Annotated in this window: 16 protein-coding genes; 1 reads left to right on the forward strand and 15 read right to left on the reverse strand. The window is 42.7% G+C overall.

What is annotated here, in order from left to right; genetic code table 11:
- Nucleotides 1-49 precede the first annotated feature (49 nt).
- The 6 genes from AC0WRU_RS21485 to AC0WRU_RS21510 form a co-directional block, all read right to left on the reverse strand.
- Complete coding sequence (locus AC0WRU_RS21485) at nt 50-988, reverse strand: Mu transposase C-terminal domain-containing protein (protein WP_476126257.1); 939 nt, start codon at nt 986-988, stop codon at nt 50-52.
- A gap of 146 nt (nt 989-1134) precedes the next feature.
- The gene (locus tag AC0WRU_RS21490) at nt 1135-1350 is read right to left on the reverse strand and encodes a hypothetical protein (RefSeq protein WP_476126258.1); all 216 of its coding nucleotides are present in this window, start codon (nt 1348-1350) and stop codon (nt 1135-1137) included.
- Nucleotides 1351-1367: 17 nt separating this feature from the next.
- Nucleotides 1368-1523 (reverse strand): hypothetical protein, encoded by a 156-nt coding sequence (locus AC0WRU_RS21495; protein WP_476126259.1) that lies wholly within the window; start codon nt 1521-1523, stop codon nt 1368-1370.
- A gap of 24 nt (nt 1524-1547) precedes the next feature.
- Nucleotides 1548-1823: a hypothetical protein gene (locus tag AC0WRU_RS21500; RefSeq protein ID WP_476126260.1), complete on the reverse strand. Its 276-nt coding sequence runs from the start codon at nt 1821-1823 to the stop codon at nt 1548-1550.
- A gap of 335 nt (nt 1824-2158) precedes the next feature.
- Nucleotides 2159-2335 (reverse strand): hypothetical protein, encoded by a 177-nt coding sequence (locus AC0WRU_RS21505; RefSeq protein WP_476126261.1) that lies wholly within the window; start codon nt 2333-2335, stop codon nt 2159-2161.
- A complete protein-coding gene (locus AC0WRU_RS21510) occupies nt 2332-3159 on the reverse strand; it encodes a TnsA endonuclease N-terminal domain-containing protein (RefSeq protein WP_476126262.1) in 828 nt (275 codons plus the stop codon). Before AC0WRU_RS21510 ends, AC0WRU_RS21505 begins: the two co-directional genes overlap by 4 nt.
- A 297-nt stretch (nt 3160-3456) precedes the next feature.
- Here AC0WRU_RS21510 and AC0WRU_RS21515 point away from each other — a divergent pair, with 297 nt between their 5' ends.
- Nucleotides 3457-3885, forward strand: a complete 429-nt coding sequence (locus AC0WRU_RS21515) for a helix-turn-helix domain-containing protein (RefSeq protein ID WP_476126263.1) — start codon at nt 3457-3459, stop codon at nt 3883-3885.
- 93 nt (nt 3886-3978) lie between these two features.
- Here the strand turns inward: AC0WRU_RS21515 and AC0WRU_RS21520 are convergent, their stop codons facing one another.
- The 9 genes from AC0WRU_RS21520 to ppc form a co-directional block, all read right to left on the reverse strand.
- Nucleotides 3979-4299, reverse strand: a complete 321-nt coding sequence (locus AC0WRU_RS21520; protein WP_476126264.1) for a hypothetical protein — start codon at nt 4297-4299, stop codon at nt 3979-3981.
- A 160-nt stretch (nt 4300-4459) separates the two neighbouring features.
- Nucleotides 4460-4798, reverse strand: coding sequence for a helix-turn-helix domain-containing protein (locus tag AC0WRU_RS21525; protein ID WP_025683559.1), 339 nt, complete (start codon nt 4796-4798; stop codon nt 4460-4462).
- Nucleotides 4799-4939: 141 nt separating this feature from the next.
- Entirely contained in the window at nt 4940-6772 is a 1833-nt protein-coding gene (glmS, locus tag AC0WRU_RS21530; RefSeq protein ID WP_476126265.1) for a glutamine--fructose-6-phosphate transaminase (isomerizing), read from the reverse strand.
- Between the two features lie 632 nt (nt 6773-7404).
- Nucleotides 7405-8745, reverse strand: coding sequence for a phosphoglucosamine mutase (gene glmM / locus AC0WRU_RS21535; RefSeq protein WP_025684680.1), 1341 nt, complete (start codon nt 8743-8745; stop codon nt 7405-7407).
- A gap of 59 nt (nt 8746-8804) precedes the next feature.
- Nucleotides 8805-10274, reverse strand: coding sequence for a CdaR family protein (locus AC0WRU_RS21540; RefSeq protein WP_476126266.1), 1470 nt, complete (start codon nt 10272-10274; stop codon nt 8805-8807).
- Nucleotides 10271-11104, reverse strand: a complete 834-nt coding sequence (cdaA, locus tag AC0WRU_RS21545) for a diadenylate cyclase CdaA (protein WP_025684678.1) — start codon at nt 11102-11104, stop codon at nt 10271-10273. Before cdaA ends, AC0WRU_RS21540 begins: the two co-directional genes overlap by 4 nt.
- 225 nt (nt 11105-11329) lie before the next feature.
- Nucleotides 11330-11950, reverse strand: coding sequence for an anti-sigma factor (locus AC0WRU_RS21550; protein WP_025684677.1), 621 nt, complete (start codon nt 11948-11950; stop codon nt 11330-11332).
- Nucleotides 11951-12099: 149 nt separating this feature from the next.
- Entirely contained in the window at nt 12100-12666 is a 567-nt protein-coding gene (gene sigW / locus AC0WRU_RS21555) for an RNA polymerase sigma factor SigW (RefSeq protein WP_025684676.1), read from the reverse strand.
- 189 nt (nt 12667-12855) lie between these two features.
- A complete protein-coding gene (ppc, locus tag AC0WRU_RS21560; RefSeq protein ID WP_476126267.1) occupies nt 12856-15648 on the reverse strand; it encodes a phosphoenolpyruvate carboxylase in 2793 nt (930 codons plus the stop codon).
- Nucleotides 15649-16086: the final 438 nt, after the last annotated feature.

Below are 16086 nucleotides of genomic sequence, written 5' to 3' on the forward strand. Positions count from 1 at the left end.
TGACCTAGGTAGAATTATATCAAAATTTCGAAGAATGTATAGTAAAACTTTAGTTAAATTTGGTCTGTCCAACATAAGTTGTTAATATTTTGCCTAAAAAGAGCGAATGGAGAAGAAACGTTGGGAATGGTTTGCCATCAATCGAGGAATTCGACGCGTGTCGACATTCAGGCGGGGTGCCGGCCGATTTGGGAGATCTTCCCTGTATACATTCTCTGCCGGTGCTCCGAATCCTTGTGCTTTTCTCATCAGTTTCTAAATTTTTTTCTAAATTTATATCTTTTTTACCACCAAGTTTTCCAAGATTAAAACTCTGAATTTTACGTAATTTTTCCCGTTCCTCCAACCTGTTTAACCGGATATTTGCTTTACGTTTGGTTTTCGGTAGAGAGACATCACGTTGTGCTTCAGCACGTTTTATGGCACGCTCTCTTATAAATTCTAATTTTGCACTTAGTGAAACCTCCTCTTGAAGTTTAGGGGATTTATACAGGTCCTTCTGAATACCTTCATTTAATTGTTTAGTTTTCACTTCTTCCAAGCTCAAATCGTAAAATCGTGATGACTTTTCATGTAGGCTGCATTTTATGAATTCATGCCCATTTTTAACTTTTACATAGACATGATTCATGCATCGTCTGTCATAAGCAATAACCGTTTTAATTGATTTACCTTGAACGAACCATCCCTGGTTAGCCAGTTCATCGCTAACATAGCACATCTTCTGAAAATGGATTCCTTCTCTATCGGCTGTCACTTCATACTCAGGTAAAACATTTAATCGTACTATATCCGAATCAATTTCCTGCAAAAAATGATCGTGAGCAATTCCCCATCTCCATAGCTCTCGCGCGATCGGCATGACATTAACTTTAGAAAGAGCTTTATCTAAAGGGTAATGCTCCATATAATGATAATTATTTCGGTATAAAATAGTTTCAATTACCATTTGGGTGAAATCTTTCAATGTTAGTGTGGCATCAAGCACATAATCTGGACCACCACGCTTCTAGTATTCTTTTTTTACAGCTCCAGGCATCCAAGGCTGTAATGTCATATTAAGCGTATGAAATTGCTGCTCAATGATACCCTTAAGAACGGCTCGATAAGGAGGCGTGTTTTTTATTTTTATACCTAGTGCTTACCCAGTGAATCTGCACTCTTACTCTCCATCTCTCCCCGGTCAGCATAAAACTGTTGAGGCATATGATGACATGGCCAATCATCCTCACTAATTTCAATATCGTACTGTTCACAAAATTCTACTTTATTAACTGCCGTATTCTCGATGGCCATCATAGCTCCTTGCCATGAAGGTCCTTCGAGGCCAATGTAGATACCCACCACCATATGGCTCCAAACATCCACTACAATGTATACAACTGGTCTCCCAATAATTTGGTTGACATCATCCGAACTAACCAAATAAACATCAGCAACCGTAGCATCAATTTCAAAAATCTGCCCCGGTCCAGTGGCACGCCCTGTTTCTGATCCCAGTAATGGTCTAAAATCTCTGTCAAAGCTAGACTTTCCTTCGCGTGCCGTTAGTATTCTTCTACGTGTATAAGTGTTCGGATATGATATCGAAATTGTGAGATGCTTGGAATTTTATAATCAGGTGGCATGATTGGAATTTCAACTTTTCCCATCATCTTTGTACCTATACTAAAACGTTCCTTAAGCATCTGAATATAGGTATACTTTACAGAGTCCCTCCTATTAATTCTTAAATATACTTTTGCTATAAACTCATCGAAAATTTTCCGAGTATCTTCGTCTACAAGGACCCCTGTAAATTGAGGATCAACCAAAGTTGTCATTCTCGGTCTCCCCATCTTCTTTAGTGGATTTTTTCTTTTATTAGGTCCTCCACAGTTTCTAAACCTTGGAAGCAATGCATTAACTTTCTTTCCACCAACCCAAAAATAGCGAAGATATTTATAAATAAATTTCTTTCCTTATATTCGTACGGATACACACATCCTTGATCATTTGGTATCGCTCTTTAGGATTATAAATGTTGGGTTCGAGCCCAACTATTTCTTTTATGCATTCCCATGCGTGATCCCTTATATTTATCTCTTTGTCATTCAGTTTCTCTTCAGTAATCATAAACTTTGAGAAGGGATCATAAGTTAGTTTTATTAATTTTCCACTATTTAATTGTTCTATTAACCGAAAGAACTTTAACTTGTGGAAGAGCACTTGCTTCTGTAATGGATATAGTTATAACAGAATCTTTCTCCGCATCAATCCATAATATTCTTTCACATTCAGGAAGTACCTCGCTTCCTAATGCATGTTGTACAATGTTATTTATAAAAATATTCAAAAGAGAATACCTCCCGTTGGGAATCTATTTTCTAGAATGATCATGGATTGTAGAGTAGGCTGTATTAAATGAGTCATATCCACTACCCAATAACGATTCGCTATCAAATATTTCACGATTTGCATGCAGTACCCACTTGGTAAACCAAATAATTCATCTTGTTCTCTTGTAACTTTCGCAAGTGGTTTTTCACTTTGTTGAATAGCGCAATAGAGATTTTCTTCGAGACTATTTATATGGTGATTTGACAATTTGTCGTTGTTTTTAGCATTATGAAGCCATTCGACATTCCTGACTAAATTGTAGTTTATCTGCCTTTCCGTAATAAGTGCCCACTCTATCTTTTGGTCTTTAAAGAACTCTTTTTCAATCTGTAATTTCTCTACAACTCGTTTTGTCAGCTTGTTAGAGGGTTTGATAGAATGTGCAATAAATTTTATACTTTCTTCTTGTTTTACTGTAAGTAACATATCTGTAGTCATAATGATGGGAAGCTTATTCTTGGGGTCAGTTGGATGTTTAATGCCTAACTTTTCAGCAATATAGAGGGTTTTATCTAGGGGTAATAAAGGAAATTGTTCGCGAATATCAATCACTTGCTCTGACCACTCCATTTGGTAATGATGTGCCAATTCAAAGTGTTCAGACAGATAATGGTGAAGTCGACCACTTTTCCAACCAAGAATTCGAGTAACTATCCCTATTGAAGGTACATCATGTACAGTCAACCAAGGTTTATATTCCGAAAAGTGGCCTTGACCTCTTCCTTCTTTGATTTTCCGTTGAATAGATGCTATAGAGTTACTTGATCGAATTTTGCTCATTATTCACCTTCTTTTTTAGAACTACTAAATCAGAGTAAAGTTCAGTTATCTTTTTCTACTCCTAAGATATATTTTAGTTTTACTTCAAAATACAAATGTAGAATATAACAACTCACAGCTTTATACAATAGCAAAGTAATATTTTTTAGCTATATTTTACTTCGTAGCCTATTCATAGGCTACTCGTAGGGTACAGTAGGGTATGAATAAGCCATAATATGAGCTATAAGTAGGTATAATTAGTAAGCAGATGGGTCGGGTTAAAACCTATTTGATATTCTCAATAGAGGTGAACTCATGAATACTTTGGGAAAGCGATGTAGAAATTTAAGACTACTCCATAAATGGACACAAGAGGAACTTGCTAATAAAATCGGGGTAACCAAACAGGTTGTTTCTAATTGGGAGCGAAATGTAGCACGACCTGAAATTAATCATTTAATATCTTTAGCAGAGGTTTTTGATGTTACAACCGATTATTTACTTTGTATTGCTAATCAAATGACGTTCCCCTACTGTGTGGACTCACTTGATACAATTCATTCGGACCTTAATAACGAGAAAATCAAAAAATCCTTTGATCTTTTAGCATTTCTAAATTCTGGTTTTCGAATTGAATTAAATGGGCAGGTATTAGAACAAGAAGATTTGAATCTAATCGGTAAAAATATTACCTTTTTAATGGAGCATTTTGTCTATCCTTTAAAGAAAAGATATAGTAAATAGAAAATTTTAGTACCCATTAGTTCGCTTAAAGAAGTAGCGCCTCACACCTTCTTTTACAATTTAATTAACTATGTGATAGCTGAAGTTTTACTTTTAGGGATAGTCTTTCAATATTTCTTTTGCAAGTTTCATTAGTTGCACACTCTGTAAATAGGTCTCTATGTTAAGACCTTGTAATGATTCTTTTACCACCAATCTACATTCTTCATAATCTTCAAATTCATTTCTTATGTAAATTGATTTTAGATCAGTTGGGGTATATCTAATGCTGAGGTTCCAACCGCCTTCTTTCAAAGCTCTTTCAAACCATTTCTCACGTATGGCTCTTGAGCAAGTATAAAAAACTTGCTGAAAACAGATACCGTGGGATGTTACAAAAGCAATATCAAATATGCTAAGTGAATTTAGTGACATGAATTATTACACTCCTTTCTCTATTCATATTATAGTCATTGTTAATTTTTTTATGCATAAATGCCAGGAATAATCGGTATACGGATAATTCGTGACTTTTATGTACCAAAATTAAAATGAGTATTTCTAAGACATATTATTAAGGAACTCCCGTGAAAGATTAGTACCGAACAATCTTCAGTTTTATAAAATCAATAATTTCATCTCTATCTTCTTTAGTAAGTTCTCGAAACAAAGAAATAAGTTCTAATTCCTGAGCTTCAATGGCTAAATTAAAAATAGTGTTCTTTGATACAGGCGTATCTCCAAAGATTAACCACTCTATATGGGAATTGAAGTTTTCTTTAATTGCTATAATTATATCAAGAGAGGGTCTGTATTTATCTTGCTCCAGCTCACTCAACGTTCCTTGAGAAATTCCAATTATATTTGCAAACTTTATTTGATTTAAGTTGTTTGTTTTTCTAATAGTTCGAATTCGTTGGCCTATTGTAGACATAATTGCCCTCCTAAGCTAAAAAAGATCCCGATATATCATCGGGATCCTTCTTGGTGTTTGTAAAATGACTAGTTACAGACTTTTTTTACTGGTTCCGTACTTTTTTATCACCAGACAGTTTAGAATTTTACTAAGGCTTGCTTATTCTACGGTAACACTTTTCGCCAGGTTACGTGGTTTGTCAACATCATGACCCAGTGCAAGGGAAGCGTAGTAAGCCAACAGTTGGAGAGATACAACCGAAATCGCAGCAGACAGGATTGGAAGTGTCTTCGGAATTGCAAATACCTGATCCACGGACTTCAACAACTCAACAGCGTGCTCTTCGTACGTAATCGCAAGAACATCTGCGCCACGTGCTTTCACTTCCTTGATATTGCTCACGGTTTTCTCCAACACGGATTCCTGTGTTACCAAAGCGATAACCGGAATACCGTCTTCGATCAATGCCAGTGTACCATGCTTCAGTTCACCCGCCGCATAAGCCTCGGAATGAATGTAGGAGATTTCTTTGAGTTTCAGGGAACCTTCCTGTACTACAGCATAGTCTTGACCGCGACCAATAAAGAACAGGTGCTTGTGGCTGGCAATTTGCTCAGCGTATGCTTTAATCGCGTCTGCTTTGCCCAGCATTTCTTCTACTTGCTCTGGCAGTGATTCCATAGCAGCCAACACATGAGCTACTTGTTCATCCGTTTGTGTGCCACGTACTTGAGCCAGATACAGACCAAACAGATAGAACGCAATCAACTGCGAAGAATATGCTTTAGTGGAAGCTACGGCAATTTCCGGTCCTGCCAGTGTAACCAACACATCATTTGCATCACGGGCAATAGAGCTGCCGACTACGTTTGTAATCGCCAGTACATGAGCGCCGTTTGCTTGTGCTTCACGCAGTGCTGCCAATGTATCGGCAGTTTCACCGGATTGACTCACTACGATTACCAGTGTCTCTGGTGTTACGATTGGCGAACGATAACGATACTCGGAAGCCACGTCGTTTTCCACCGGAATACGAGCCAGGCTTTCAATAATCGTACGACCAATCAAACCAGCATTGTAAGCTGTACCACACGCAACAATTTGAATGTTACGGATATTTTTAATTTGTTCTTCTGTCAGCTTCAGCTCAGGAAGAACAACTTTTTTAGTTTCTTTATCGATTCGACCCAACATCGTGTCACGGTAAGCCTTAGGTTGCTCGTAAATTTCTTTCAACATGAAATGCTCATAGCCGCCTTTTTCCGCTGTTACAGCATCCCATTCGACATGAATCATTTCCCGAGAAATAAATTGGCCTTCGATTGTCATTAATTCGACAGCATCACTGGTCAAAACAGCCATTTCGCCATCGTTCAAAATAAATACATTGCGTGTATATTTCAGAATAGCCGGAATGTCGGAACCGATAAAGTTCCCGCCTTCTCCCACACCAATAACCAGCGGGCTAGCTTGACGAACAGCTACCAGCTTATTAGGCTCGTGCTCTGTTAGCACACCCAGTGCAAAGGCACCGCGCATAAAGGTAATTGCTTTTTGTACCGCTTTGACGATATCTCCTTTATATTCACGCGCAACCAGATGGGAAATAACTTCCGTATCCGTTTCGGAAATAAAGGTATGACCTTCGCTGATCAGCTGTTCTTTAAGCTCCAGATAATTCTCGATAATCCCGTTATGAACCACGGAGAACTTTTGACTCTCATCCAAATGCGGATGGGAGTTTTCATCTGAAGGCTTTCCGTGTGTTGCCCAACGTGTATGCCCGATGCCTGCATGGCCTACCAGCGGCGCACCATCCAGCTTCGCTTCCAGATTCGCCAGACGACCTTTAGCCTTGGCTACTTGCAGTCCTGAATCTGTAAACACGGCAATACCCGCAGAGTCATAACCGCGGTACTCCAGCTTTTTCAACCCGTCAATCAATATCTCTTGCGTATTCTGATCACCAATATATCCTACAATGCCACACATATTCGTTATCCTCCCGATCATCATTTCACAGGACGACTCATCACAGGACTAACGTGTGCGGTAGATTGCGGAATAAAGTTCATTCATCTATGAAGTTGTCAATGATAACTATAGAAAATTACAGGCATCTCTTCACGAATGTAACGAAATTCCCAAACCGCGCACGCCAATGATGATGGCCGCACATTCATGAAATGAATCTTATAATTTAGGTTATAAAATAAAAGCATCTATCGGTGCGTTGTGTAAACAGTTACCTGCTTATTTTCCGCTGCCGATTTACGGGTCGATGCCTCACCGGAAGGTCCCCGCCGAATGTTTCGAACACCTTCACCTCGTCAGCTCGCTTTGCCGTGAACCCATCTGTGAGCAACATCATCCAAATTGAATGATCTGCCTCACCAACAAGTTCCCCCGCGCAAAATCAAGCTCTGGCGCTTGTATTACATTACCTTACAACCCTCGCTTTCTCTTTCTGAGTCACAACATCCCTATATTATATTCAGCTCAGCATTATTTGGCAATGACACTTTATTCATATTTGCAAGTTCTGGTAAGTATTCAATTAAAAATAATATCTGCAAACGCGGTCACCTGCTTACTTTGAACAGGCAACCGACGTTTACAAAATTTTAAACTAATTCTTTTTTTACAACATCTACGATCTGTCCTACAAATTGCTCCAGCTCATCCTTATCCGGCCCTTCAGCCATAACACGAATAAGCGATTCTGTACCGGAAGCACGAACCAATACGCGTCCATTATCACCCAGTTGCTGTTCCACCTGCTCAATCGCTTCTGCAATGGCAGGATTGCCCTCGTAATTGCGTTTGTCCTGTACACGCACATTAACTAGCACTTGCGGATACTGCTTCATGAGCGATTTCAGCTCACTCATCTTTTTGCCGGAAGCTTTCAGGGTATCCACCAGTTGAATCCCGGTCAGCATGCCGTCGCCCGTCGTATTGTAATCGAGGAAAATAACGTGACCAGACTGCTCACCGCCCAGATTAAAGCCGCCCCGGCGCATTTCTTCCATCACATACCGGTCACCAACCGCAGTTTTTGCAGTCTTGAGCGCCAGTTTTTCCGTTGCTTTGTAAAAACCAATATTACTCATCACAGTCGATACAATAGTGCTGTCCTTGAGCTTGCCAGCGCGATTCAGCGCATCCCCACAGATACAAAGGATATAGTCTCCGTCTACCTCTTCCCCGTTCTCATCAATCGCGATCAGACGGTCTGCATCGCCGTCAAAGGCCAGACCAATGTCAGCTTTCAAGCGGCGTACTTCCTCTTTCAGCTTTTCAGGATGGGTTGAACCGCAATGATCGTTGATATTCAGCCCGTTTGGCTCCGCACCGATGGTGTATACTTCGGCTCCCAATTCCGCAAAAAGCTTCGGCGCCAGCTCATAAGCCGCTCCGTTCGCACAATCCAGTACAATTTTGAGCCCTTCAAAAGAATGGCTAATCGTTGTTTTCAAAAACTCCAGATAATCGTAGCGAGAATGCTCGTCTACAACAACCGTACCTAATCCGCCACCAATTGGACGAGGCAATTGATCCTCCTTCGTATCCATCAGCTCTTCGATTCTCAGTTCCGTTTCATCTGTCAGTTTAAACCCGTCGCCGCCAAAAAACTTAATGCCGTTGTCTTCCACCGGATTGTGGGAAGCCGAGATCATTACACCAGCGTCCGCTTTCAATTGACGTGTAAGAAAAGCGACTCCCGGCGTTGAAACGATACCCAGACGAACCACATTAGCCCCGATAGACAGCAAACCGGCTACAAGCGCCGATTCCAGCATCAGACCGGATACCCGTGTGTCCATACCGATAACAACTGTTGGTTTTTCTACATTCCCTGCTAAAACATATCCGCCGCAGCGGCCAATGCTATATGCCAGTTCTGCTGTAAGTTCCTGATTAGCAATGCCTCGTACACCATCTGTACCAAAATATTTCCCCATGTAAAATGACTCCCTTTTTTGTCTAATGAACCTTAAATATTTACTACAGATAAATCAAGTTATGGCTGACCGCTCTCCGGGGTTCCATTGGCAGAAGAATCTGCGCCGTTATGAGGATTTGTTTTATCCTCCGCAGCCGCATTGTCCCCGGGTTTCGCATCAGAGGAGCCACCTTGACCGCTCTGGCCCTCCTGTGGCCTCTCCTGCCCCTTATTACCGCTGCCGGAAGGGGTTGATTCATTCCCGCTGCTCGGATTTGTTACAGCCGGCGTTGAAGGGCTCTCAATGTTCACCGTTGCCGTTAGCTGGCTGGCGTTTCCGGATTGCGTAATGTATTTGGGCAAGCCTACCTTCAAAGCAACCTCATGCTGACCAGCCTCCAGACCACTTACGTCTGCAACCAAACTAATATCATCGTTGGTTAAATTGCTGATCATATCCTGTGGCCCCTTCACGGTAACATCCTTCGTCTTGTCTGCAGGCGTTGTAATCGTCGCAGTCGTCCCGTCTGCTGTCCCCTGCACAACAATCGGAATGCCTGACAATGTTCGCTCCGCATCGGTCACCTGATTAGATGGCACAACTGTCACCTGAATTTGTATCGAGCCAGGCTCGATTTTATCAGAACCGGCGGGCGCTGCCAAATTAGCTTGAACTGTGTGGGTCCCTGCTTCCGTTAATTGGCTCAGATCGAGTGTAGCCGTAACATAGGAGCTTAGGCTGCTCAAAACATCCTGCGAGGCGTATACGATCGCTTCTTTTACATTTGCATTTACTTTGGAAAGCGCCAAACCGTTCGGCAGCTCTCCGGAATAGACAATTTTAACAGGCACGGACTTCGTTTGCTGGATTACCGGGATTTCAACAGACACTGTGGAAGGCTCAATAACCGCTTCTGTAAGTTCCTGTCCCTTTTTGTTGTAAGCCTTCAGCTTCACCCGCTTCTGCTCAAATTTCTCCGAGATTCCCTCCGTATCCACAGCCCCCTGCACCGCAGTCACTGTACTCAACTGGCTTTTAGGCAAGGTGACCTTCACCGTTTGGGGGGCAACCACAGGCACTCCAAGCTGCAAGCCGGTATTCGGTTTACCCTTGGAAACAATAGAAACATTAAATGATTTCGTTGCCTTTTCCTCAATCGTGACCGTAACACGATTAGGAGTCATAGACACCAATTCCAAGCCATTCGGCAGATTCGCTACAAGCGGTAAGGTTTTAGTACCTGCTCCTAATCCACTCAAATCCAATTGAGCCTGGTAATTATCTGCGAAAAAAGAAGTCAGCACGGAGCGCTGTCCTCTAACCTCCATCTTTATATGGTCAGTATCCATTGTAGATAATACATATTTTGACTCATCCAAACCACTGGTCTGAATACCTACATTATCAATTACTTTATTATCATAAGAAACGGTCAGCGTGGACGAAGGCGTGCCTGTGTCCAGATGAACCAATCCCCACAGCAAGACGGCAACCGCGAGTGCCAATATTTTAGAAATCGTATTGTTGTTAATCCATTTGTCCATCATGAATTTCCACGGCCTCCCCTCCGATTCCAGAATGAGCCGCGTTTTTCCTTCAAAGATGGTGTCGGCCGTAGCTCCTCATACAGCTTGGATATTAAGGATTCTTCCTTAATATCGCGCACGACCTGCCCATTGATAGCCAAAGAAATTTGCCCTGTCTCCTCTGATACCACCACAGTTACAGCATCCGTTACCTCACTCACCCCAATCGCTGCCCGGTGACGAGTTCCCAGTTCCTTGCTGATAAATGGATTTTCCGACAGTGGTAAGTAGCAGGCCGCAGAAGCAATCTGATTATTTTGAATAATGACCGCACCATCATGCAGGGGCGTATTTGGAATAAAAATATTGATCAGCAACTCGGAACTGACCACTGCCTGTGTCTTGATACCGGACTCCGTGTATTCGTTTAGCCCTGTTTCGCGTTCAAATACGACCAAAGCCCCTATTTTTCTACGTGATAAATAATTCAGCGCCTTAATCATTTCCCCGATTAACTTGTTTATCTCCTCATTGTCCGCAGAAGAACGCCCAAACAGCTTGCCTCGCCCCAGTTGTTCCAGGGCACGACGCAATTCAGGCTGAAAAATAATGAAAATAGCTACCACACCAAAGGTAAACATCTGGTTCATCAGCCACTTGAGCGTATACAGATCAAACCACGTGCTAACTGCCCAAATGACCACCAGGAACAGAATTCCTTTTAGCAATTGAACTGCACGCGTTCCGCGAACAAGTAAAATAAGCTGATACATAATATAGGTTACGATCAGGATGTCGATAATATCTTTAATGGACTCTTTCCAAGTCAGGTCCGCGAAATAATCCAACATGCGCATGCCCCCGCAATTTTCTGTAGTGAGTGAGTGTAAATATATGTACACAGTATGTTCTCTCTATCTAGGTTATAACGATAAGGCCCGCGTTGCAAGCCGCACGACAAAAGAACCACTAAAATCAGTAAAATACAGTACAAATCGCCATCTTCATATACAAAAAAAAGCGCCTTTTCCAGCGAAAGAGGCGCTCGATATCATTCTTGCCAGTTCAAGCTTCTTTTATGGAGAGAACGTACCTCCGAACAAATCAGTAACTTTATACCAAATCCAGTCCAAGGTTTGATCAATACTTTTGACTTGTCCTGCAATATGTGCCGTGGACGCTTGATAGTAAGAACCGTCAATTACAGTTACATTGCCTTCCACATCGCCATATACCCGAGCCTTGCCATTTTGCACAGTCAAATCTCCAGCAATGGATTTACCCTCAGGCACAATTACAGTATCCCCTTGAATAACAACCTGATCCAGATGGCTTCCCTTGACTACCAATTGATGGTCTGTGGTTGAAAAGCTTGCCATACTTGAGCATATAATAACAAGAAAGAAAGCAGCGGCCGTAACAGCCGGGTGCCTTTTCACCCAAGTCAGCATAGGCACCATTGGCGCTCTTCTATGCGGTGGCAAAGCATTCATAATGCGAAGTGTCAGCTCATCCGATACACACGGTACTTGATGCCGTGTACCATAAAGCATCGCATCCGTCCGCTCCAGCTCTTTAAAACGCATGCGGCATTCCAGGCAGGTGAACAAGTGATGCTCTAATTCCTGTTTGTCCTGCTCGGACAGGTCGCCATCCAGATAGTCATGCATAAAAGAGACGGCTTGTTTGCAATCCATATGAGCCAATCCTTTCTAATATTCTTCCGTGTTTCTCTACATAACATGCTCCGGCTTAGAAACTTTGCTCACTTTACATACGCTACAACGAGCAATATGTTTCACAAAAAACATCTGTCCGCGCACTTTCCAAATCCTGAACACATGATTTACAGCTTGTGCTCCAATTTTTTGCGTAGAAAATCCCGGCCTCTATGAACCCTTGTCTTAATGGTAGTAACCGGAAGATTAAGCACATCGCTAATTTCCTGCAAGGAAAGCTCCTGCAAGTAACGCAAAACCATAATCGTTCTGTATTTGTCTGGAAGGCTGTCAATGGCATCATGAATTAAGGATTGTGTCTCGGACAACAGCGTACGCCCTTCAGGTGTAAGCTCTTGGCTGGCGAGCATAGCATATCCATCTACACCTTCCTGCTCATTCATCTCAGCATCCAGTGAGTATGTAGGCTTTCTCCTTCGCAGACGGTCAATGCACAGATTCGTCGCAATCCGGTAAATCCATGTGGAGAACTTCTGCCCATGATCATATTTCTCCAAATTACGATATACACGCAAAAAAGTTTCCTGCACCAGATCCTCCGCCTCATGGCGATTCCCCAGCATCCGGTAGGAAAGATGAAAAATCCGATCTTTATATAACTCGACTAACTCCGCAAAAGCTCGCTGATCACCTTTCTGCACCAGCCTAACCAAGCGGCTTTCCATATTATCCACTCTATACTCCCCCAGACTTGCTGATGGGTTGCTCATTACATTGTTATGATAATTCATCGTAGTTCAATTTTATTGGAAAATCAACTGTAGCGTTGACCCAATAGGACTCCTGCTCCGTCATATGCATGCAGACAGCACAATCGGGCACCCATAAGCGCCCGATTGTCTGTATTCATGCGCCAAGCTGTATCAGCCCGTGTTTCTCAGCCCTGCGGCGATTCCGTTAATGGTTAACAGCACCTCACGCAGCAGTTCCGTATCGTCCCCGTTCTGGTCACGCAGTTCACGTAGCTCACTAAGCAACTGAACCTGCAAGTAGCTTAACGGATCGACATAAGGATTACGCAACCGAATGGACTCCTGAATTACCGGCACATCGTCCAGAATTTCCGATTGTCCTGTTATTTTCAAAATCAGCTCGGACGTCAGCTTGAATTCCGCTGAAATTTGTCCAAAAATGCGCTGGCGAGCCTCTTCATTATCGGACATCCCTGCATATTCCTCTGCAATCAGTAAATCCGCCTTCGCAATCGCCATTTGCAGTGTATCAATAAGGGAGCGGAAGAAAGCTGATTCCTTAAACATTGTTTGCAAAACCTTGAGGTTATCCTCATTGTTCTGATAGAAGCTTTGCAGCCCAGTTCCGGCCGCGTACCAAGCAGGCAGCAAGTAACGGCTTTGCGTCCATGCAAAAACCCATGGAATAGCGCGCAAGTCCTCAAAACGTTCACTGTTCTTACGCTTGGACGGACGAGATCCGATATTCAGCTCGCCCACCTCAGGCAATGGTGTTGATTCCTTGAAAAAGGTGAAGAAATCAGGGTCGCGGAAAATTAAATCCTGATACTTCTCCAGCGATACCTCGGAAATACGGGCAATGATCTCTTCCCAACTCTCCTCAAACACTTCCTTCTTACCGGACCGGTTATATGCCACTGCGGTAATCAGAGCTGACGTTGCCTGTTCCAGGCTTCGATAAGCGATGCCCTTGAGCGAGTATCTGGATGAGAGTACCTCACCCTGCTCCGTAATCTTGATGCCGCCTCCGATCGTATGAGGAGGTTGGGCCAAAATGCTGCGATTAAGCGGCATTCCTCCGCGTCCCAGTGCTCCCCCGCGTCCGTGGAAAAACTTCACTTTTACGTCGAACTCATTAACCACTTCCGTAATGCTGTTCATCGCAACCCGAAGCTCCCAGTTCGCCGTCACCACACCGCCGTCCTTGTTACTATCTGAATATCCCAGCATGATCTCCTGAAGCTGATCCATTGCTGCCACAGATTGGCGATATACAGGCAAATTCAGCAGCCTCTTCATAATACTAGGGGCAGCATGCAGATCATCTATCGTTTCAAACAGAGGAACGGATTGCAGTGTACATACGACTGTGCCATCTTTCTCGATACGGAACAGACCCACTTCTTTAGACAGAACCATAACTTCCAGCAAGTCGCTTGCTCCCTGAGTCATACTGATCAAGTAGCTTGTAATGGATTGCTTGCCGAATTCCTCCTGAGCCAGATAAATCGTACGATATACATCAAGACATTCCTGCGTGCTGTCGCTATATTTCAAATACGGCGACGTGATCGGACGTGGCTCGTTCAGCAGCTTTTCCAGCAGGTCTATTTTTTCTTCCTCAGGGAGCTTGCCATAATCCGCAACAATATTCATTTTAGAGAGGATTTCAGTCATTGCATTTTCATGCTCCTGGCTATGCTGACGTACATCCAGCGTAGCCGTATGGAAGCCGAACAGTTCTACCTGACGAATCATCTTCTGAATATAAGTATCTGCCACATAATCCGCAAAATGATGACGCAAGCTGTCGTCAATAACGTTCAGATCCGCAATAAGCTCTTCAGCAGAGCTATAACGTTCCTTCGTGCCCTGCTTGCTTTCATCCAGGATATTATTCACCTTGGCTATCATGTAGGCCAGCTTGATGCGGTAAGGCTCTTTTTCGTTATGCCACACTTCCATCTTTTTAAGCGTAATATGGGTCCGGTCTTCCTCAATAGAAGCCAGCAAATCATCAGAGACACGTATAATGCTAGTGCTAAAGCTCAGGTAACCCATAAATTCTTTCAGCGTGTGCTGATATTCTCTTAAAGCCAGCTTACGCTGCATACGTAACGTTTCCCAAGTAACATGAGCCGTAACAGACGGGTTGCCGTCCCGATCCCCACCGATCCAGGAGCCAAATCTCAAATAGGTCGGAATATGCCATTTCTGCTCAGGATAATATTTGCCTAAACATCGTTCCAGTTCTTGGTATACGTCCGGCAGCACATGAAACAAAGTCTCATGAAAATAATACATCCCGTTTCTAACTTCATCTAACACAGTTGGCTTGCGATCACGAAGTTCGTCTGTCTGCCATAGTGTAATCACTTCATTCAGCAGATTTTCCCGCACCTGTTCCCGCTCCCGCAAGGTAAGCATAGGATTATCCAACAGCATGACGTCCTCGGAAATGCGCTTGTGAATGTCCAAAATCACCCGTCGCGTGGCTTCTGTAGGATGTGCAGTCATAACCAGCTCCAGAGAAAGCTCCTCCAGCAGACTGCTAACGTCCTCAGCCGAAAATCCACCCTGTTTAAGCTCCTGAACAGAATTTTCAATTGAACCACGTTGAACATCTTCACCAGCAGAATGCTCATAGTCCCGTTTGCGGCGGATACGATGATTTTGCTCGGCAATATTCACTAACTGAAAATAAATCGCAAACGCGCGAATAACCTGGTGACGAATGTCCGTATCCAGTCCATTAACGATTTGTTTGAAATTCTCATACAACTCCGGCTGATACCCGGCACGTAACGATTTACTTGTCTCACGTATCTTTTCCACGATATCCAAAAGTTCGTTGCCACCCTGATGAACCAAAACCTCACCAAGAATATTCCCCAGAAAACGAACGTCCCGCCGTAGCAGATTGTTGGATTGGTTTTTGTTAGCGGTTAACGTAAGCTCAGTCATGCTTTTCCCCCCATCTGATCTGTTCACACCAAATACAGCTTTGTTGCAAAGGTACGTATACACACGAAAATTGACACTTTCTTAACATCATACAATAAAAACGCGTGAAAAGCTGCAAAATTTACAGTAAAAAGTCATCCTTTTAAAATACTTTTTTTGAGAATAATTTGGTTTTTTATGCACAAAAATGAAATTTAATAAACCAGATCACTTTTATAGTCTGGATAATCATGAAACTTTATACACAGGTGTTATAAACAGAGTCATTTCCAAAACAAAAATTCGCGCATCATTATGTGCATATGTTTATGATTTGTTGACAAAGTGAACCCCAATAAGCTTCTATCCACAAAGATATACACAAACCAACCAAAGTTTCAATATTTCAGAGCTATTTTTTCATCCATACTCAGCATACCCACATAAATAGAATACATT

Source organism: Paenibacillus sp. 1-8 (genome assembly GCF_056316205.1).